The sequence below is a fragment of the uncultured Subdoligranulum sp. genome (assembly GCF_963931595.1).
Lineage (GTDB): Bacteria > Bacillota > Clostridia > Oscillospirales > Ruminococcaceae > Gemmiger.
The window spans coordinates 888,880-909,383 of sequence record NZ_OZ007030.1; the positions used below are offsets into that span (position 1 = coordinate 888,880).

Consider the following 20,504-nt stretch of genomic DNA (forward strand, 5'->3'; position numbering starts at 1 on the left):
TCTGCCTCCTTACTTGGCGTTCTTCATCGCGTAGAATGCTTCGATCTGGGCCTGCTCGCTGTCCTCGCCCTTCTCTTCCATCTGGGCGATCAGGCGCAGCATCTTGTCGTAGTCGTGGGGCAGGACCTTCTTGAACTTGGGCAGATACTCCCCGAAGTTGTCAAGAATCTCCTTGCCGCGGGGCGAACCGGTCAGTTCCACATGCTCACGGATCAGGTCCTTCAGCAGCGAAACATCGTACTTGTGCTCCACCGGCTCCAGGCTGACCATGTCCTTGTTGACCCGCTTGTAGAAATCCCAGTCCTCATCCAGCACGTAGGCGATACCGCCGCTCATGCCGGCCGCAAAGTTCTTGCCGGTCTTGCCCAGCACCACCACGGTGCCGCCGGTCATATACTCGCAGCCGTGGTCGCCCACACCTTCCACCACGGCGGTGGCGCCGGAGTTACGCACGCAGAAGCGCTCGCCGGCCACGCCATTGATGAAGGCTTTGCCGCCGGTGGCGCCGTACAGCGCCACGTTGCCGATGACGATGTTCTCGCTGCGGTCAAAGGCGGCCTCCTTGGGCGGGTAGACGATCAGCTTGCCGCCGCTCAGGCCCTTGCCCATATAGTCGTTGGAGTCGCCCACCAGTTCCAGCGTCAGGCCCTTGGGCAGGAAGGCGCCGAAGCTCTGGCCGCCGTAGCCATGGCAGAGCACATGGAAGGTATCATCCGGCAGGGTGTTGCCGAACTTGGCAGTGATCTCGCTGCCGAAGATGGTGCCGAAGGCACGGTCAGTGTTGCCTACATCCAGGGTGACGGTCATGGGCTTGGGCTCCGCCATGTCGAAGGACTTCTTGAACTTCTTCATGAGGACCCGCATGTCGGGGGTCTTCTCCAGGCCGAAGTTGTAGACATCCTTGGGATCGAAGTGGATGTTGGAATCGGGCACCAGCGGGTTGCTGAGCAGGGCGCTCAGATCCAGTTCGCTGGCACGGGAACCGGCGGGAGCTTCCTTGACCTTCAGCAGGTCGGTGCGGCCCACCAGTTCGTCCACGGTACGCACGCCCAGCTTGGCCATGTATTCCCGCAGTTCCTGGGCCATGAAACGCATGAAGTTCATGACGTATTCCGGCTTGCCCTTGAAGTGCTTGCGCAGTTCAGGGTTCTGGGTGCAGATGCCCATGGGGCAGGTATCCAGGTTGCAGACACGCATCATCACACAGCCCATGGCCACCAGGGGACCGGTGCCGAAGCCGAATTCCTCGGCGCCCAGCAGGGCAGCGATGGCCACGTCGCGGCCGCTCATCAGCTTGCTGTCCGCCTCGATGCGAACGCGGCTGCGCAGACCGTTCATGATCAGGCACTGGTGGGCCTCGGCGATACCCAGTTCCCAGGGCAGACCGGCGTTGTGGATGGAGTTGCGGGGGGCAGCGCCCGTGCCGCCGTCGAAGCCGGAAATGAGGATGACCTCGGCACCGGCCTTGGCCACGCCGGCGGCGATGGTGCCGACACCGGCCTCGCTGACCAGCTTGACGTTGATGGCTGCCTTGCGGTTGGCGCACTTCAGGTCGTAGATCAGCTGGGCCAGGTCCTCGATGGAGTAGACATCATGGTGGGGCGGGGGCGAGATCAGGCCCACACCGGTGGTGGAGTTACGGGTCTTGGCAACCCAGGGGTAAACCTTGCCGCCGGGCAGCTGGCCACCCTCGCCGGGCTTGGCGCCCTGGGCCATCTTGATCTGGATCTCGCTGGCGGAGACCAGGTACTTGCTGGTCACGCCGAAGCGGGCGGACGCCACCTGCTTGATGGCGGAGTTGCGTTCGGTGCCGTAGCGGTCCTCGGCCTCGCCGCCCTCGCCGGTGTTGGATTTGCCGCCCAGACGGTTCATGGCAATGGCCATGCATTCATGGGCTTCCTCGGAAAGAGCACCGTAGCTCATGGCCGCGGTCTTGAAACGCTTGACGATGGAGTCCACGCTCTCCACCTCGTCCAGGGGCACGCCTTGCTCGGGGTAGTTGAACTCCAGCAGGCTGCGCAGATGCATGGCGTCGCCGCCCTCGTTGGCGACGGCCTTGGTGTACTGCTTGAAGGTATCGTAGTTGCCGTTCCAGCAGGCCTGCTGCAGCAGATGGATGGTCTGGGGATTGTACAGATGCTGCTCGGCAGCGGGACCGCTGCGGAACTTGTGGGCGCCCAGGCTGGGCAATTCGCGGTTGATATCCAGACCCAGGGGATCGAAAGCCTCCTGATGGCGGGCCTCCAGATCATTCTGGATGTCGTGGATGGTGATACCGCCCACGCGGGAGGTGGTGTTGGTGAAGTATTTGTCCACCACTTCCTTGCTCAGGCCCAGGGCTTCGAAGATCTGGCTGCCGGCGTAGGACTGGATGGTGGAAATGCCCATCTTGGAGGCGATCTTCACGATGCCGGCCAGCACGGCTTTGTTGTAGTCCTGCACGGCGGCGTAGTAGTCCTTGTCCAGCAGGCCCTCGTCGATGAGGTTGCCGATGGTCTGCTGTGCCAGGTAGGGGTTGATGGCGCTGGCGCCGTAGCCCAGCAGGGTGGCAAAGTCGTGCACCAGACGGGGCTCGCCGCTCTCCAGGATCAGCGCCATGGCGGTGCGCTTGCGGGTGCGGACCAGATACTTGCTCACGGCACCCACGGCCAGCAGGCTGGGGATGGCCACATGGTATTCGTCGATCTCGCGGTCGGAGAGGATCAGGATGTTGGCACCGTCACGGTAGGCACGGTCCACATCCACGAACAGACGGTCGATGGCCTTCTCCAGATCGGTATTCTTGTAGTAGCAGATGGACAGCGTCTCCACCTTGAAGCCGGGCACGTTCATGGACTTGATCTTGAGCAGATCGGTCTCGGTCAGGATGGGATTGTCGATCTTGAGCACCTTGCAGTTGTCGGCGTCTTCTTCCAGCAGGTTGCCCTGGGCGCCCACATAGACGGTGGTGGAGGTGACGACCTTCTCACGCAGGGCGTCGATGGGCGGGTTGGTGACCTGGGCGAACATCTGCTTGAAGTACTCGAACAGCAGCGGGCGGGTGTGGCTGAGCACGGCCAGCGGAGTATCGCTGCCCATGGCACCGGCGGGCTCGCCGCCGTTTTTCGCCATGGGAAGGATGATGGTGGACACATCCTCGTACCGGTAGCCGAACGCCTTCTGCAGCTGGACCAGCTGCTCCTTGTCGTAGATGGGTGCGCGCTTGTTGGGCACCTTGAGGGAGGACAGATTGACCAGGTTGCGGTCCAGCCATTCGCCGTAGGGCTGGCGGCTGGCGTAGTCGTCCTTCAGCTTTTCGTCGTCCACCAGTTCGCCCTTCTGGGTATCCACCAGCAGCATCTTGCCGGGGCGCAGACGATCCTTGCGGACGATCTCGTCGGCGGGAATATCCAGCACGCCCACCTCGCTGGAGAGGATCAGGCGGCCGTCCTTGGTGATGTAATAGCGGCTGGGGCGCAGACCGTTGCGGTCCAGCACGGCGCCCATCACGTCGCCGTCGCTGAACAGGATGCTGGCGGGGCCGTCCCAGGGCTCCAGCATGGTGGCGTAGTACTGGTAGAAGTCACGCTTTTTGGAGTCCATGGCCTGGTTGTTGCTCCAGGGCTCGGGGATGGTCACCATCACGGCCAGGGGCAGATCCATGCCGTTCATCACCATGAATTCCAGGGTGTTGTCCAGCATGGCGGAGTCGGAGCCGCCCTGGTTGACGATGGGCAGCACCTTGGTCATGTCGTCCTTCAGGTAGTTGGAGCCGATGGTCTCCTCGCGGGCCAGCATGGTATCCACGTTGCCGCGGATGGTGTTGATCTCGCCGTTGTGGAGGATCAGGCGGTTGGGGTGAGCGCGGTTCCAGCTGGGGGCCGTGTTGGTGGAGAACCGGCTGTGCACCATGCCGATGGCGGATTCGTAATCGGCGTCCTGCAGGTCGGGGTAGAACAGGCGCAGTTCCTTCACCAGGAACATACCTTTATAAACGATGGTCCGGCTGGACAGGCTGCAGACGTAGGTGTCGGGGCTGGACTGCTCGAAGACACGGCGCGCCACATACAGACGGCGGTCAAAGGCAATGCCGGTCTCCAGACGGGCCGGTTTGCCCACGAAGCCCTGCCAGATGCTGGGCATGCAGTCCCGGGCCTTGTGGCCCAGCACTTCGGGGCAGATGGGAACCTCACGCCAGCCCAGGAAGGGGAGCCCCTCCTTCTTGCAGACGATCTCGAACAGTTTTTTGGCCTGGTTGCGGCTCAGTTCATCCTGCGGGAAAAAGAACATGCCAATGCCATATTCCCGTTCCTTGCCCAGCTCGATGCCCAGCTGGGCGGCCGCTTTCTGGAAGAACTTGTCGCTGATCTGGGTCAGAATACCCACGCCGTCGCCGGTTTTGCCCTCGGCGTCCTTGCCGGCGCGGTGCTCCAGATGCTCGACGATCTGCAGTGCGTCCTCAATGGTTTTATGGGTTTTGCGGCCTTTGATATCGACCACAGCGCCAATGCCGCAGTTATCGTGCTCAAAGCGCGGGTCGTACAGGCCGGCAGGGGCTTTGCGTTCGGTAAAGTTTTCCATGCTTCGTTTTCGCTCCTTCCCAAGATTGCCGCCGGTGAAAGCGGTACTAAAAAAGGACGCTCCCCAAGGGTACACTGACCCCACGGAGGAACGTCCTTGTTCTTAGCTGTAACTATACCATAGCCTTTGCCCTTTTACAAGGGGAAAACAAAAGATTGTAAAGAAATTAACGCGAAAAAGCAAATAAATGTGAATCCGGGTACGAATTACTTTCTTTTATTTTGCGGTTGCCTCTTCCCGCTCGTTCTGGACGCGCAGTTCCTTCAGAATGTCCGCCAGAAGCTCTTCCTGGGTGGGCCCTTTCGGCGCGGCGGGGGCCTTGGGGGTCTTTGCATGGCCCAACGCGACCAGGCGGTTCATGATCTTGACGATGCAGAACAGCACGAAGGCCATGATGATGAAATTGATGATGGCCGAGATAAAGGAGCCCACCATCAGCTGACCGTCGCCGAACAGCGGAATGACCACGTTGCTGAAGTCGGTGGAGAAGGCGATGCCCAGCAGCGGGTTGAGGATGTCGTTGGTCAGGGAGGTGACGATTCCCTGGAAGGAGGCGCCGATGATGACACCGACGGCCATGTCCATGACGTTGCCCTTCAGGGCAAAATCTTTGAATTCCTGCAGAAACTTTTTCATAAGTACAGTCCTTTCTCAGAGGGGCCTTGCCCCGGCGGAAAATAACGAAAAATCCGGCGTGGGATCCTCCGCACGCCGGAAACAAACTACAACCGATCAGCCCTGGGGTTTCAGCAGCTTGGCCACCGCATCGGCGGCGCCGTTCAGGAAGTCGCCGGCGTACATTTCCACCATGCCGGCGTCCGCTTCCTTGGACAGCTCGGGATCGATGGGCATCTTGGCCAGCACCGGCAGCTGATACTTGCCGGCGATCTCATCCACATGGCTGTCGCCGAAAACGTTGATGTGCTTGCCGCAGTCGGGGCAGACCGCGTAGCTCATGTTTTCCACAAGACCCAGAATGGGCACATTCATCATCTTGGCCATCTGCACAGCCTTGCCCACAATCATACCCACCAGTTCCTGGGGGCTGGACACGATGATGATGCCGTCCACCGGCAGGGTCTGGAAGACCGTCAGCGGCACGTCACCGGTTCCCGGAGGCATGTCCACGAACAGGAAATCCACATCCCATACCACTTCCTGCCAGAACTGCTTGACGGCACCGGCAATGACGGGGCCGCGCCAGACCACCGGGGCCTCCGGGTCTTCCAGCAGCAGGTTGATGCTCATGATTTCGATGCCGGTGCGGCTGCTCACCGGGTTGATGGATTCGCCGTCGCCGGTGGCCGGACCCTTCACGCCGAACAGGCGGGGGATGGAAGGACCGGTGATGTCGGCATCCAGGATACCGGCCTTGTAGCCCAGACGGCGCATGGCCACGGCCAGCATGGCACTGGTCATGCTCTTGCCGACGCCGCCCTTGCCGGACACAACGCCGATGACCTTACGGATGTGGCTTTTCGGGTGCGGCGGTTCATGCTGGGGGGCGCGATGATCACAATTCGCATTGCAGGTGCTGCAATCGTGGGTACATTCTTCACTCATGATGTTTTGCTCCTTACCAAAAAAATGCGCTCAGGAAAAATGCGCTCAGGCAACCTATAGTATACCAAAAATGTATTGCCAATGCAAGGCTGCGGCAGAGCTACATGGCCTCCACGATGCCCCGCACCAGCTGCTGGAAGACAGCGCCGCGCTGGTTGGCAATTTCAATGACCTCGTCGCCGGACAGCCGCTTGCCCGCCATGCCGGCAGCCATGTTGGTGATGAGGCTTAACCCCAGCACGGGCAGCCCGCAGTGACTGGCGGCGATGGCCTCGGGAACGGTGCTCATGCCCACGGCGTCGGCACCCAGCGTGCGGAAGGCGCGGATTTCGGCGGGCGTTTCAAAGCTGGGGCCCATGTAACCCAGATAGACACCCTTCTGCAGAACCAGATTCTGGGCGGCGGCCACTTTCAGGGCCAGCTCCTGCAGGTCGGGGGCGTAGACGTGGGTCATGTCACAGAACCGGGGGCCGATGCTGTCATCGTTGGCGCCCCGCAGCGGGTTGGCACCCATGAAATTGATGTGATCGGTGATGAGCATGAAGTCTCCCACGTTGAAATCCCAGTTCACGCCGCCGGCGGCGTTGGTCAGAATAAGCGCGCGGCAGCCCAGCGCCTTGAAGACCCGCACGGGCAGGGCTATGGTCTGCATCTCGTGGCCCTCATAGTAGTGGAAGCGGCCCTGCATGCAGAGCACGTTCTTGCCGCCCAGATGTCCGGCCACAAAGCGGCCGGCATGGCCGGGGGCGGTGGAGAGGGGAAAGCCCGGCACATCCCGGTAGGGAATGACCACGGCGTCCTCGATCTCATCGGCCAGACCGCCCAGACCGGAACCCAGCACCAGCGCCAGGTCGGGGGCAAAGGGCAGATGCTCGCGCAGATAGGCGGCAGCGGTATCGACTTCTTTCATGGAAAACCTCCTGTGTGTTGTTGCGTTCATTGTACCACCGGCCGCACCTCATGCGCAAGGCATACTCCGCCATGCGGGCGCATAGGCATGCAGGGGAAGGGGAGGAGGTCTGCCATGACAAGACGCCGCATCTACCTGAAAAATGCAATGCTGCTCACCGCCTCCGGCCTGGTGCTCCGTATGCTGGGCATGGGATTCCGGGTGATCCTCTCGGCCTACCTGGGCGGGGAAGGCATGGGACTGTATCAGCTGATCCTGGCCCTGTACATGGTGTTTGTGGCGCTGGCCACCGCCGGCGTTCCGGTGGCTGCCACCCGGCTGGCAGCCCAGAGCCTGGCGCGGGGGCAGGGCATCGCCGCCACGCTGCGCGGCCTGTGCACAACGGCTCTGGCCCTGGGGACAATGGCCATGGTGGCCCAGGCGGCACTGGCGGGGCCGGCGGCGCGGCTGCTCCTGCATGATGCCCGGGCCGAAACGGCCCTGCGGGTGCTGGCGCCCAGCCTGCCGTTCATGGCGGTGGCAGGTGCGCTGCGCGGCTGCTTTCTGGCGGCCCGGCGGGTGACGCCCAATGTGGTGGCGCAGCTTATCGAACAGCTGGTCCGCATGGCAGTGGCGGTGGCAGGGCTGCGGGTGATGGCCCGGTGGGGCGCCGGGTACGGATGCGCGGCGGTGGTGCTGGGCAACACGGTCTCGGAGGGAGTGTCCTGCTGCCTGATGGTGGTCTTTGCAGTCAGGACGCGGGACTTTGCCCGCCGCAGCGGGGAACCCCTGCACCCCTACACCCGGCGGGAACTGTATGACATCATTCTGCCGGTGACGGGAAGCCGGCTGCTGAGCAGCGGACTGCAGGCGGTGGAGAGCAGCCTGATCCCGCTGACGCTGGCCATCTATACCGGGGATCGTGCGGTGGCCATGACCCAGTACGGAAATTTCAAGGGGATGGCACTGCCGCTTCTGTTTTTCCCCTTTTCGGTGCTGTCGGCGCTGTCCGGGCTGATGATGCCGGAGATCACCCGTGCCCACACCCGGGGCGACGGGCGGGGAACCCGGCGGATGATCGGCATGGTGCTGAAACTGACGGGCACCATCTCACTGGCGGCGGGGGTGGGATTTGTGCTGTTTGGTCCGCAGCTGGCGCAGCTGGTATACCGGGATGCGGAAGTGGGACGGTATGTGCAGGTGCTGGGATTTGTGGCGCCCTTTATGTATCTGGAGAGCATGGTGGACGGCGTGCTGAAGGGGCTGGGGGAGCAGATGGCCACCTTCCGTTACTCAATGGTGGATTCCCTGTTCCGCATTGCCGCCATTGCGATCCTGCTGCCCCGGTACGGTATCCTGGCCTTTCTGGGCATCATGATTGCCTCCAACCTGCTGACCTTTGCCCTCAACACACGACGGATGCTGCAGGTTGCAGCCGCTGCATAGAAAAACGCTCCGCCTGCCGCGCGGAGCGTTTTGCTTTATTTATAGGGTCTGGCCGCTGACAAGGCCATTCCACAGGCGGTAGTAGATGCCCTTCCTGGCCAGCAGTTCGGCGTGGCTGCCTTCCTCCTCGATGCCGTCTTTGCCCAGGACCAGGATGCGGTCGGCGTTCTGGATGGTGGTCAGGCGGTGGGCGATGGTCAGCGTGGTGCGGCCCTTGGCCAGTTTGTCCAGACTTTGGCCCACCAGGATTTCACTCTCGTTGTCCAGGGCACTGGTGGCCTCATCCAGCAGCAGGATGGGCGGGTTCTTCAGGAAGACCCGCGCAATGGCGATGCGCTGCTTCTGACCGCCGCTGAGTTTGACGCCCCGTTCGCCCACGTAGGTGTCATACCCGTCTTTCAGCGCCCGCACAAAGCCGTCGGCACCGGCCAGACGGGCGGCCTGTTCGATTTCTGCACGGGTGGCGCCGGGCTTGCCATAGGCAATGTTCTCCGCCACGGTGCCGCTGAACAGATAGACATCCTGCTGCACAACGCCGATGGCGTCCCGCAGACTGTGCAGCGTGACATGGCGGATGTCCTGCCCGTCGATGAGGATCTCACCGCCGGTGACATCGTAGAACCGCGGGATCAGGTTGCATAGGGTGGTTTTGCCGCCGCCGGAAGGCCCCACCAGGGCCAGGCTTTCCCCGGGCCGGATGCGCAGATTCACGTGGCGCAGTACCTGGTTGTGGTCGTCGGGGTACTCAAAGCTCACATCCCGGAATTCGATGCCGCCCTCCCGCACGGTCAGCGGCCGGGCGTCGGGGGCATCGGCGATGGCTACGGGGGTGTCCATGATTTCCAGGAAGCGCTCGATGCCGGTCATGCCCCGCTGGAACTGCTCGGCAAATTCCACGATGCGCCGGATGGTGGCAATCAGGGTGGAAACGTAGAGCACATAGGCCACCAGATCGCCGGCGCTGATGGCCCCGTATACCAGCGCCAGGCCGCCAGCCAGAATGACGACCAGATACATCAGGCCGTCGAACAGACGTGTGGAAGTGTTGAAGGCGGCCATGGCGTGGTAGGTAAGGGTCTTGATGTTCTCAAAGGTTCGGTTGCCCTCGGCAAACTTTTCCCGCTCCTGGGCCTCGGCGGCAAAGGCCTTGACCACCCGCTGCCCCAGCAGGCTGTCCTCGATGGTGGCGTTGAGTTCCCCGATCTGGAAGCGCTGCTGCCGGAACCGGGCCCGCAGTTTCAGGTTCAAATAGACCGATACCACGCCCATCAGCGGAACGCAGGCAAACACCACCAGCGTCAGGGGAATGCTGGCCTGGCAGAGGATGAGGAAAGAGGCAACGATCTTGATGAAGGCGATGAAGAACTCCTCGGGGCAGTGGTGGGCAAATTCGGTAACGTCGAACAGATCGTTGGTGATGCGCCCCATGATCTGCCCCACCTTGGTGTTGTTGTAATAGGTGTGGTCCAGCCGCAGCAGGTGGTCAAAAGCGTCGCGGCGCATATCGGTTTCGATATGAACGCCCATGATATGCCCGGTGCCGGACATGAAATAACTGGCGGCGCCGTCAATGAGCCGCAGCACAAAATACAGCAGGGCCAGTTTCAGAACAGCCTGTACGGTCAAGGCCGCACCCTGGCCGGAGGCGGCGTTGGTCAGCACGCCCATGATCTTGGGCAGCACGATATCACACAGAGTGGTCAGGGCCGCGCAGAACAGGTCAAACAGCAGAATGCCTTTGTATTTCATCAGATAGGGCAGAAAACGGCGCAGCAGTACGCCGCTGCCGCCCTGCTTTTGACGGGTAGAATCCATGAAAAAAGCCTCACTTTTTATGTTACATAGAAAGACCGCCCACGCGGGGGAGCGGTCCCTGAAAATGGTGTTGCCGTTATGGGGTATGGCCCTTAGCCCTCCACGACCGTTTCAGGCGCAGTTTCTTCCACAGCCTGTTCCGCCGGTTGTGACTCGGTGCTGGCCGGGGGAACGGGCTCGGTTGGCGGAGTTTGTTCCGGTGCCGGCCCTGACTCGGCGGGCGGCGCCGGAGTTGGGGTCTGGATTCCCGGCGTGGGGGCTGGCGTTACTGGATCTGGTGCCTCCGGCGTGGGATCTGGCGTGGAAGGCTCCGGAGCCGGTGTGGGAGGAACAGGTGTCGGTGCTGGTGTGGGCGCAGCCTGCAGCAATGTGCCGCAGCGGGAACAGACCACACTGCCGTCTCCATGGGTGACAGGCTGATGCCCCAGGGCACCATTGCCATAAGTGGTGGTCTGCGCGCCGCAGGAACACTGCATGACAATGACCTCGGCGTCGGTGCAGGTGGCAGGGATATCGTTCACTACGATATTATAGTTATGCGTGTGGGCGATGGTTTCACTTTTGGTCTGGCCACAGCGGCGGCAGGTGTAGACGATCTGGTCGCCCTGCTGGCTGCCGCCGTTCCAGTCATGGCCGAGGGCGGGAATGTCTTTCTCGATGATCTCGCCGCAGATGCTGCACTTGTATTTGGCGCTGCCGGCATTCAGGCAGGTGGCCGCCACCACGCTGTCGCTGATCTCCACAAACTGGTGTTCATGGGCGTCCGCCTGGAAATGGGCGGTCAGCACCACGCCGCCGGCGTTGGCGTCCGCAGGCATGGTATACTGAATGGTGGCGCTGCTGTAGCTGCCCCCGGTGCTGGATGTCCATCCGGCAAAGACAAACCCCTCCTTGGGCACGGCGGTCACGGCGCTGGCGGTGCCGCCCTTCTTGACCAGCTGGCTGGTGGACCCGGACAGGGAGCCGCCGTTGGTGGCCACGAATTCCAGCGGCACTTTGGCGCCCCGCACGGCGATGGGATCCTGGGTGATCAGATTGGCGGGCACACCGTCGGGGGTGGGGATGGTGCCCAGCGGCTGGGGACGGCGGTCCTCCGTCACATAGGCGTGGGTGCGCACATAGTCGAAATAGGCAGTGACCGCCGCCTTGGACAGATGCACGCCGTCCGAAAGGGTGTAGTCGGTTTTGGCCCAGCCGGTGGTGCTGTCCCGCAGGACCTCGGCGCTGTTCAGGAACTTGAAGCCGTTTTCTTCGCACATGGTGACCAGGGCCGCGTTGTAGGCATCCACCTGGGTCATGGTGAGGTTGGTGTTTTCCCGCTGCTTGTCCAGCGGCGGAATGGCGCTGACGATGATGTCACAGTAGGGCCAGGCGGTCTGGATCGCCTGCAGACCCTGTAAGTAGGTGGAAATGAAGCTGGTAGCATCGGTGGACGAACCGCCCAGATTGTTGGTGCCGTAGCAGATGATGATGCGCTTGGGCTTGAGCATGGCCACAGCATCCGGCACGGTGTACATGGCAGAAGAACCCTTGAATTTCTCGCACTTGAGGGTGGTGATGGCGCCCGCCCCCATGCTGACAACGCCGATGTTGTTGTTCAGGGAGGTGAACGCCTGCCCGGTTTCATCGGCATACATCATGTAACGGGCGGTGTTGGAGTCGCCGATGAACAGGGTTTCATCGACGTAGGTGCGCCCGGCATCCTCGGTTTTTCCCAGGACAGTGCCGGCAGCGGCGGTCTCCACCGCCAGATCGGAAGCGCGGGTGAGGGCGGCGTTTTCCGGTGATGCCGTCTCGGCGGTTTCCGCCGTCTCGGCCGTGGCGGCATTCAGGACATCATTGTCCGTTCTGCCGCTCAATGCGACGATCAGAAGGCAGCAAAACACAACGATGGCAACGGCGCAGCCGGCGGCAGTCAGAAGCAGTTTGCGGTTCCAGTGATCCCAGGGGGCAATGGACGGCAATTTCATCCGGAAACACTCCTCACAAAACAATTTTGTTTTCATCATACACCATTTGTGCGGTATGCGCAAACTATTTGAATGAAAAATGAATGCCCGGCGCCATCTTTTTGCCACTCCCGGGCAAAATGGCTGTTTTTTTGGTCATCCCCCTTGACAATTCCACGGGAATGCGGTAGACTATTCAAGTCGGAAAAATTTGGGCCTGTAGCTCAGTTGGGAGAGCGTTCGGTTCGCATCCGAGAGGTCAAGGGTTCGAATCCCTCCAGGTCCACCAACAAAAAGCCGCACTGTTTTATACAGTGCGGCTTTTTCTGTTGTCGGTTCCTGCTGCCAGGACTGTCGAATTTTCCATAAACCGTTCCCATTTTGCGCTTTTTGTGCTATACTGAGACAAATCACACTTTTCTTGCGGTCCGCGTAGGAAAACGTAGGTTTTGTGTGGATTGAATCCTCTCCGGGTTTGCCCTATAGTACCTTAATAAAGGAGGTCTGTACTGGGGCAGGTCTCCTGGGATTTTGGTTTTGTATTGTGGAGAGGATGAAAGATTCATGGAGCAAGCTGGAAAGAAATATCTGGCCGTTTACCGGCGGGACTTTTCGGAACTGGAGGGTCTGCAGAAGGCGGAGCAAGTGACGTATGCATTGCAGCGCGCCGGTCATGCACTGTGTTTTCACGCCAGGCGCAAAACATCCGCAGAGGATATTTCCTGCAGCTTGTGCGGATTGGATGAAGCCTTCGCCAGCCGCGTGCTGTGCTACATCTACGAAAATGCCGTGGCCCCCGAACAGCTCCCGGAAGTGCTGCGGGATCTGTGCGGCACGGCGGTGTAACGCCATGCAGGGGACGTTGGAAAGGAGCATCCATGCTCCGGAAAGAGGAACATCTGCAATGCAGGCGCTGACACAAAAGAAAACGGTGGTGGCGGTTTTCGTGACGGAAGCCCGCATGGAGCGGGACTGTATCCGTCTGTACGCGCGGACTCACCCTGAAGTCCGTGCGGCGGCGGTACTGTCCGGTGGACAGGAACTGCTGCAGCATCTTCGCTGCGGTTTGACACCCCAGGTCCTGGTGCTGGATGTGCTGCTCACCGATATGGGGATCCTTACCCTGATGGAGGAAATCCACGGTCTGCATCTGGATCCCGAACCCACCATATTGCTCACGGTCCCGGTGCCGGAACAGACGGCGGCACGCCGGGCCATGCAGATCTTCGGCGACTGCCAGATTCTTTTGAAACCCTACCGGCTCAAGGAGCTGTTTGACCAGGTTTATCTGCTGGGGGCGGGGGCCGACCGGTATCGGCTGTACCGTGCCCGCGGCTTTTGCAGGCGCTGCCTGCAGCAGATGCGGGCGGACCCAGCCATGAGCGGTTGCGATTATCTGGAGCAGATGGTCCTGTATGCTTTTACGGCGGAGCGGCCCTATCCGGCCGCAGCGCTCTATCAGATGGTGGCCCAGGACTACGACACCCAGGAGGCCAGTGTGGCGGCGGCCGTCATGCGGCTTTCCCGCAAGATGTGGCAGCAGGGGACGCCGCTGTACCGGCAGCTGTGCCTGCGGTGCGGACTGCCGGAGGAAGCTGTCCTGCCCAACGGCAAGCTGCTGAAGGGATTGCTGGAACTGCTCAAACAGGAGATTGTATAGAGCCGGCGGGGCCGGAAAGGGGAGAGGCGGCATGCAGAAGAAGGAACAGGAGCTGGCGATGGCACTGCGCGGCGGTTTGCGCGGACGGTTCCGGCAGTCTTTCCATCTCTTGGAAAATGCGCTGGAAGTGCTGGACGATCAGATGGCCCACTGCGTGACGCCGGACGAGTATGAGACCCTCCGCCCGCTGCTGCGGCAGATCACAGAGCAGCTGGTGCAGCTGCAGCGGCTGGGAGAGCATGCTGCGGATGCGGCCGTTGCGCCGGTGCTGCAGCGGGTCTGCGCGCCGCGCCCCATGGAGCTGCTGGGACAGCTGCGGGAGATGGCCGGGCTGTTCAATGAGATCCTGCTGCAGGAGACGGTGGACGGTTCGGTCACGGTGGAAGCCCCGACGGACCTTCCGGTTCTGCTGACGATGGGGGACGACACCCTGCTCAACGGGCTGCTGGCCAACCTGGTTTCCAACTCCCTGGCGGCGGGCACACCGGCCCGGATCACCTTCTCCTGCACACCGGGGCAGTTCTGCTACCGGGATGACGGCCCGGGACTGCCCGAAGATGCGGTGGCACTGCTGGAGGGCGGTACCTGGAGCGAGCGTCTGCTGGAACAGGGCGGGCTGGGCCTGCCGCTGATCCGTGCGTATGCGGCGGCGATGGGATGGGACCTGACCGTGGAACACGGAAAGGGAACCTGCCTGCGGTTTGTCCTGCCTCCCTGTGCGGTGGATCTGGGCGGCATGGTGCTGGAATCCACCGGGCCGGGTGCCATCCAGCGGGACCGGCGCCGCCGCGCGCTCTGGCAGGAACTGCATCCCGTTCTGCCGCGAAAAGAATAAGGTTTGGGGGCACTGCCTGTGGGGCAGTGCCTTTTTTTTCTGCGGCGCTTTACTTTGCCTGCAATCTATTGTAAAATACTATACAAATAACAATGGTTTACTGTGCCCATCCGGCACAAGACCGGACTAAACAACAGGTGGTGTAATCATTATGGGGATTCAATACAACCGCATCCTGCTGAAAGTCAGCGGGGAGGCACTCTCCGGCCCGAAGGGCACCGGCTTTGACGAGGCAACCATCGCTTCCATCTGCGCCGGCATCAAGAAAGCGTACGAACTGGGTGCGCAGATCGGTATTGTGGTAGGCGGCGGCAACTTCTGGCGCGGCCGTTCCAGCGGCAAGATGGACCGTATGGATGCCGACAAGATCGGTATGCTGGCCACTGTGATGAACGCGCTGGCCGTCAAGGACGCGCTGCGCCAGCAGGGCGTGCCGGCGGTGGTCATGACCAGTTCCTTCATGCCCCAGGTGGCGGAAGTCTTCACCAGTGACAAGGCCATCGCGGCGCTGGAAAGCGGCAAGATCGTCGTCTTCGGCGGCGGTACCGGCAACCCGATCTTCTCCACCGATACCGCTTCGGCGCTGCGTGCGCTGGAGATCGGCGCCGACGCCATGTTCAAGGCGACGATGGTGGACGGCGTGTATGACAAGGACCCCCACAAGTATCCCGACGCGGTGCGCTACGATACGCTGACCTTCACCCGGGTGCTGGATGAGCGGCTGGCCGTGATGGATTCCACGGCGGCCACGCTGTGCCGTGACAACGGCCTGCCCATCCTGGTCTTTGATCTGGGCCAGCCCGACAACATCGCCAAGGCCGTGGAGGGCCAAGCGGTGGGCACCATCGTCAAGGAGTAAGAAAAAATCATAGAATTGTGCCTATACTAATGCAAAACGAAGGAGAAATTGCCATGAGCAGCACGACGAAACCGTTTGAAGAAAAGATGAATGCCAGCGTGGACCATCTGGCCCGGGAGCTGGCGGCGATCCGCGCTGGCCGTGCCAACCCGGCCGTTCTCGACCGTGTCACGGTGGATTACTACGGCAGCCCCACGCCCATCAACCAGATCGCCGCGGTGGCGGTGGCGGAAGCGCGTATTCTGACCATCACCCCCTGGGACCGCCAGATGCTCAAGCCCATTTCCAAGGCCATCCAGACCAGCGATATCGGCATCAACCCCATCGATGACGGCCAGGTGATCCGGCTGATCTTCCCGGCACCCACCGAGGAACGCCGCAAGCAGCTGACCAAGGATGTCCAGAAGCAGGGCGAGGAAGCCAAGGTGGCGGTGCGCAACGTGCGCCGTGATGCCATGGACAAGTTCAAGGCCATGAAGAAGGCCGGCGAACTGACCGAGGATGACCAGAAAAAGCTGGAGGAAGAGACCCAGAAACTGACCGACAAGTACGTCAAGCTGATCGACGAGACTTGTGCTGCCAAGAATAAGGAAATCATGGAAGTCTGATTGTATTGGCACTTCCTCATCGTCTGTGCGGGCATGCCGATGGGCACGCCCGCATAGGCTGTTATGAGTACTGTATTATTCCATCCGTGAAAGGGAACCACCGTATGAAGACCCGCGTCATTACCGCCGCTGTCGGCCTGGTTTTTCTGGCCGTCGTGCTGGCGTTTTTCAACACCATCCTGTTTGATCTGGTGCTCACGGCCGTCTGCCTGATCGCCATCCATGAAGTCTTTTCTGCCATGGGATTCGGCAAGAAGCAATGGTATCTGTATGCCGTGGCGGTGCCGTATACACTGCTGATCATGCTTACGACTACCCCTGCCGCCCGCATACTGGTGTTGCCGGTCAGCTTTCTGGTGGTGCTGTTTTTCAATATCTGCCAGATTGCCCAGGTACATGCGCTGGATTTCGGCAAGCTGACGGGCTATGTCTATTTTTCCGGGGTCATCATCTTCTGCTTCTATTCCCTCATTCACCTCAAACGGATGTTGCCTTTTGAAAATTATCGCTATGACGCCATCTATTTCATTCTGCTGATCCTCTGCTTTGCCTGGGGCGGTGATACCGCCGCCTACTTCGCGGGGCGTGCCTTCGGCAAGCACAAGCTGGCGCCGGTGGTCAGTCCCAACAAGACGGTGGAAGGCGCCATCGGCGGCGTGGCAGGCAGCGTCCTTGCCGGTATGCTGCTGACGGCGGCTTACACGCTGCTGTCCGCCGGGTACAACGTGATCAGCATCCAGATGCGCCCCAAGCATTATGTGGTGCTGCTTTTCATGGGGGCCATCGCCTCGGTGCTGGGCATTCTGGGCGATCTCTTTGCCTCGGCGGTGAAGCGCCAGGTAGGGCTCAAGGATTACGGTACGATCTTCCCGGGCCACGGCGGTATTCTGGACCGCTTCGACAGCGTGATGTTCATCGCGCCGTTCGTGGCGATCGTTGTGCGGTATTTCTTTTATGTTCTGTAAAACAAAGGACGGACAATTATGAGTAAAACCATCACACTGCTGGGTTCCACCGGTTCCATCGGTACCCAGAGTCTGGATGTATGCCGGATGCACGGTTATTCGGTGTTCGGTCTGGCGGCGCGCTCCAGCGTGGATAAACTGCTGGAGCAGATCAGGGAATTCCATCCGCGCTATGTGGCGGTGGTGGACCCTGAGGCCTGCGGCAAACTGGAGACTGAACTGGCCGGCCAGCCGGACGCACCGAAGCTGCTGTCAGGCGCGGAGGGCCTGCGGGAGCTGGCTGCCATGGACGGTCCCGATGTGGTGCTCAACGCAGTGGTCGGCATTGCGGGCCTGGATGCCTCGCTGGCAGCCATCGAGAGCAGCCACGACCTGGCGCTGGCCAACAAGGAAAGCCTGGTCACCGGCGGCCATCTGGTGACCGACGCAGTAAAGCGGAACGGTGTGCACCTGCTGCCGGTGGACAGTGAGCACAGCGCCATTTTCCAGTGCCTGCAGGACGCCCACAGCGCCAAAACGCTGGAGAAAATCCTGCTCACGGCGTCGGGCGGACCCTTCTTCGGCATGACGACGGAGGAACTCCGCGGCAAGACCAAGGAGGATGCCCTGCGCCATCCCAACTGGAACATGGGTGCCAAGATTACCATCGACTCGGCCACCCTGATGAACAAGGGCCTGGAACTCATCGAGGCGGCATGGCTGTTCGGTCTGCCGGAGGATAAGATCCAGATCGTTGTCCAGCGGGAGAGCATCATCCATTCGGCGGTGCAGTTCGCCGACCATTCCATCATTGCCCAGCTGGGCGTGCCGGATATGCGCATCCCCATTCAGTATGCGCTGACCTGGCCGGAACGTCTGCCCAGCCCGGTGCCGGAGCTGGACTTCACGGCGCTGACCAAACTGAGCATTGCCACGGCGGACGAAGAAACCTTCCGCTGTCTGGCTGCCTGCAAGAAGGCCATCCGCAAGGGCGGGCTTGCCCCCTGCGCGGCCAACGGCGCCAACGAAGCAGCGGTGGCCCATTTCCTGCGGGACGAGATCGGCTTCCTGGACATCGGCCGCCTGGTGGAAGGCGTGGTGGACAGCGACAGCTTCGGCGGCGACTACACGCTGGAGGATGTCCATGCATGCGACCGCATGGCCCGCGCTTATGTGGAAGCCCATATTTGAGATTTGAGAGGTGCCTATGACTGCATTGCTGACCGGGCTGGTATCCCTGCTCGTGTTCGGGGTTGTCATTTTGGTGCATGAGCTGGGCCATTTCTGGGCGGCCCGGCATTGCGGCATTCGGGTGGAGGAATTCTCCATCGGATTCGGACCGAAACTGTTTTGCTGGAACCGCGGCGGAACCCGGTACACTTTGCGGCTGATCCCGCTGGGCGGTTACAATCTGTTTTCCACGCCGCCCGACCCGGACGGGGAGGGGGAGGAAATTCCCCCGGTGCGTCCGCCGGAGCGGAAAAAGAGCCTGTTCCCGGTGACGGTGCGCGGCCTGGAATTTGAACAGGCCGGGGCCTGGCAGCGCTTTTTTGTAACGCTGTGGGGCGCCGTGATGAATTTTCTGCTGGGGCTTGTTGTGCTGCTGGTGCTGGTGTTCAGCATGGCCAATCTGGGCGGCACCACGATTGCCCAGTTCGTGGACGGTGCTTCCAGCAGCCAGACGGGGCTGCAGATGGGGGATACCATCGTGAAAGTGGACGGCAAACGGACGCGCACGGCCAACTCGCTGGCGCAGATGTTTGACGGTACAGAAAAATCCCACACCATGACGGTACTCCGCGACGGGGAGATCGTGACGCTGGACGGCGTGACGGTGGCTCCCACCACCGACGCGGACGGCAACATTGTCAGCGGGGTGGATTTCCGGGTGGCGGCAGTTCCCAAGACGCTGCGCAACGTCCTGGTGCAGACCGGGGAATTCTTCCGGTATTACAGTACCGCCATCCTGGGCGGCTTCTGGGAACTTGCCACTGGCCGGGTGGGGGTGGATCAGCTGTCCGGCCCCATCGGTACGGTGTCGGCGGTGAGCCAGGCCGTGCAGTACGGCTGGCGGGATGTGCTCTCCCTGATGGCACTGCTGACCATCAATGTGGGCATATTCAATCTGCTGCCGATCCCCGCACTGGACGGCTGCAAACTGTTGTTTTTGTTGTTTGAGGGTCTGACAGGCCATGCGGTGCCGCAGCGTTTTCAGATTGCGGTCAACACCGCCGGTATGGTCCTGCTGCTGTGGCTGATGCTGCTGGTGACCATGCAGGATATAACCAGAATTTTGTAAGGAGGAGCAGCTATGACGCGCCAACTGAAACGAGAAGTCAAGATCGGAAACGTGACCATCGGCGGTACCCATCCCATCGCCGTGCAGACCATGCTCAACGTGCCGGTAAAAGATATTGCGGGCAATGTGGCCCAGGCCAAGCGGGTGGCGGCGGCAGGCTGCCAGATCGTGCGGGTGACGGTGCCCACGCCGGCGGATGCGGCGGTGGTTTCCGCCATCAAGGAGGCGGTGGACATCCCCGTGGTGGCGGATATTCATTTCGATTACCGCGCCGCGCTGGCTGCGCTGGATGCAGGAGCCGACAAGATCCGCATCAACCCGGGCAACATCGGTGACGATGACCGCGTCAAGGCGGTGGCCGACGCCTGCAACGCTAAAAACGTACCCATCCGCATCGGTGTCAACGGCGGCAGCCTGGAAAAGCATATCCTGGCCAAGTACGGTGCCCCGGTACCGGAGGCCATGGTGGAAAGCGCGCTGTATCATGTGCGCCTGCTGGAAAAACATGACTTTGACAACATTGTCATCTCCATCAAGTCCAGCAATGTGCCGCGCATGATGGCCGCCTATCGGATGCTGTCGGCGCAGACCGACTACCCGCTCCATGTGGGCGTCACCGAAGCGGGCGGCAATCGGATGGGACTTATCAAATCCGGCATGGGCATCGGCGGCCTTCTGCTGGAAGGCATCGGCGATACGCTGCGTGTTTCGCTGACCGAGGACCCCGAAAACGAGGTATACGCAGGCTACGATATCCTGCGGGCGGTGGGCTATGCCGTGGCCGGTCCTGAAATCATCAGCTGCCCCACCTGCGGTCGTACCCAGTATCCCATGATCGAGATCGCCAACGAGGTGGAACAGCGCCTGCGGGATGAGGGCTTCAAAAAGCCGCTGAAGATCGCCATCATGGGCTGCGTGGTCAATGGCCCCGGCGAGGCATCGGACGCCGATATCGGCATTGCCGGCGGCAAGGACGAAGCGCTGCTCTTCATCCGCGGAGAGAAAATCCGCATGCTGAAGGGCGATATCGTCGGTCAGTTCCTGGAGGAGATCCACAAGCTGTAAAACGAGCCGGAA

General features: G+C 61.2%; 16 protein-coding genes and 1 tRNA gene. 11 read left to right on the forward strand and 6 right to left on the reverse strand.

The genetic code is table 11. From position 1 onward, the window contains the following. Positions 1-9 precede the first annotated feature (9 nt). From gltB to ABGT73_RS04220, 4 genes are all read right to left on the reverse strand, one after another. Positions 10-4,560, reverse strand: coding sequence for a glutamate synthase large subunit (gene gltB / locus ABGT73_RS04205; protein WP_346668572.1), 4,551 nt, complete (start codon positions 4,558-4,560; stop codon positions 10-12). A 216-nt stretch (positions 4,561-4,776) separates the two neighbouring features. Further along, positions 4,777-5,196 carry a large conductance mechanosensitive channel protein MscL gene (gene mscL, locus ABGT73_RS04210; protein WP_346668573.1) on the reverse strand — a complete coding sequence of 140 codons (420 nt, stop codon included), beginning with the start codon at positions 5,194-5,196 and terminating at the stop codon, positions 4,777-4,779. A gap of 96 nt (positions 5,197-5,292) precedes the next feature. Continuing rightward, positions 5,293-6,123 (reverse strand): Mrp/NBP35 family ATP-binding protein, encoded by an 831-nt coding sequence (locus ABGT73_RS04215; protein ID WP_346668574.1) that lies wholly within the window; start codon positions 6,121-6,123, stop codon positions 5,293-5,295. Positions 6,124-6,223: 100 nt separating this feature from the next. Further along, positions 6,224-7,033 carry a purine-nucleoside phosphorylase gene (locus tag ABGT73_RS04220; RefSeq protein ID WP_346668575.1) on the reverse strand — a complete coding sequence of 270 codons (810 nt, stop codon included), beginning with the start codon at positions 7,031-7,033 and terminating at the stop codon, positions 6,224-6,226. Between the two features lie 114 nt (positions 7,034-7,147). On the opposite strand from ABGT73_RS04220, the gene ABGT73_RS04225 reads away from it, so the two are divergent. Beyond that, complete coding sequence (locus ABGT73_RS04225; protein WP_346668576.1) at positions 7,148-8,458, forward strand: oligosaccharide flippase family protein; 1,311 nt, start codon at positions 7,148-7,150, stop codon at positions 8,456-8,458. A 39-nt stretch (positions 8,459-8,497) separates the two neighbouring features. Here ABGT73_RS04225 and ABGT73_RS04230 read toward each other — a convergent pair whose 3' ends face one another. Further along, positions 8,498-10,273: an ABC transporter ATP-binding protein gene (locus tag ABGT73_RS04230; RefSeq protein ID WP_346668577.1), complete on the reverse strand. Its 1,776-nt coding sequence runs from the start codon at positions 10,271-10,273 to the stop codon at positions 8,498-8,500. Positions 10,274-10,365: 92 nt separating this feature from the next. Then, positions 10,366-12,243 (reverse strand): GDSL-type esterase/lipase family protein, encoded by a 1,878-nt coding sequence (locus tag ABGT73_RS04235; protein WP_346668578.1) that lies wholly within the window; start codon positions 12,241-12,243, stop codon positions 10,366-10,368. A gap of 192 nt (positions 12,244-12,435) precedes the next feature. Between ABGT73_RS04235 and ABGT73_RS04240 the strand changes: the two genes are divergently transcribed. The 10 genes from ABGT73_RS04240 to ispG all read left to right on the forward strand — a co-directional run bounded on the left by ABGT73_RS04240 (position 12,436) and on the right by ispG (position 20,492). Beyond that, positions 12,436-12,511, forward strand: a tRNA-Ala gene (locus tag ABGT73_RS04240). Between the two features lie 275 nt (positions 12,512-12,786). Then, complete coding sequence (locus ABGT73_RS04245; RefSeq protein ID WP_346668579.1) at positions 12,787-13,068, forward strand: hypothetical protein; 282 nt, start codon at positions 12,787-12,789, stop codon at positions 13,066-13,068. Positions 13,069-13,126: 58 nt separating this feature from the next. After that, entirely contained in the window at positions 13,127-13,882 is a 756-nt protein-coding gene (locus tag ABGT73_RS04250) for a sporulation initiation factor Spo0A C-terminal domain-containing protein (RefSeq protein WP_346668580.1), read from the forward strand. A gap of 31 nt (positions 13,883-13,913) precedes the next feature. Continuing rightward, entirely contained in the window at positions 13,914-14,717 is an 804-nt protein-coding gene (locus tag ABGT73_RS04255) for an ATP-binding protein (RefSeq protein ID WP_346668581.1), read from the forward strand. Between the two features lie 151 nt (positions 14,718-14,868). Next, positions 14,869-15,576 carry a UMP kinase gene (gene pyrH / locus ABGT73_RS04260; RefSeq protein WP_346668582.1) on the forward strand — a complete coding sequence of 236 codons (708 nt, stop codon included), beginning with the start codon at positions 14,869-14,871 and terminating at the stop codon, positions 15,574-15,576. Between the two features lie 53 nt (positions 15,577-15,629). Continuing rightward, entirely contained in the window at positions 15,630-16,184 is a 555-nt protein-coding gene (gene frr / locus ABGT73_RS04265; RefSeq protein ID WP_346668583.1) for a ribosome recycling factor, read from the forward strand. A 104-nt stretch (positions 16,185-16,288) separates the two neighbouring features. Beyond that, entirely contained in the window at positions 16,289-17,149 is an 861-nt protein-coding gene (locus tag ABGT73_RS04270; RefSeq protein ID WP_346668584.1) for a phosphatidate cytidylyltransferase, read from the forward strand. Positions 17,150-17,167: 18 nt separating this feature from the next. Further along, the gene (dxr, locus tag ABGT73_RS04275; protein WP_346668585.1) at positions 17,168-18,319 is read left to right on the forward strand and encodes a 1-deoxy-D-xylulose-5-phosphate reductoisomerase; all 1,152 of its coding nucleotides are present in this window, start codon (positions 17,168-17,170) and stop codon (positions 18,317-18,319) included. Between the two features lie 16 nt (positions 18,320-18,335). Beyond that, positions 18,336-19,427: a M50 family metallopeptidase gene (locus ABGT73_RS04280; RefSeq protein WP_346668586.1), complete on the forward strand. Its 1,092-nt coding sequence runs from the start codon at positions 18,336-18,338 to the stop codon at positions 19,425-19,427. A gap of 12 nt (positions 19,428-19,439) precedes the next feature. Beyond that, entirely contained in the window at positions 19,440-20,492 is a 1,053-nt protein-coding gene (ispG, locus tag ABGT73_RS04285) for a flavodoxin-dependent (E)-4-hydroxy-3-methylbut-2-enyl-diphosphate synthase (protein ID WP_346668587.1), read from the forward strand. The last annotated feature ends 12 nt before the right edge of the window (positions 20,493-20,504 follow it).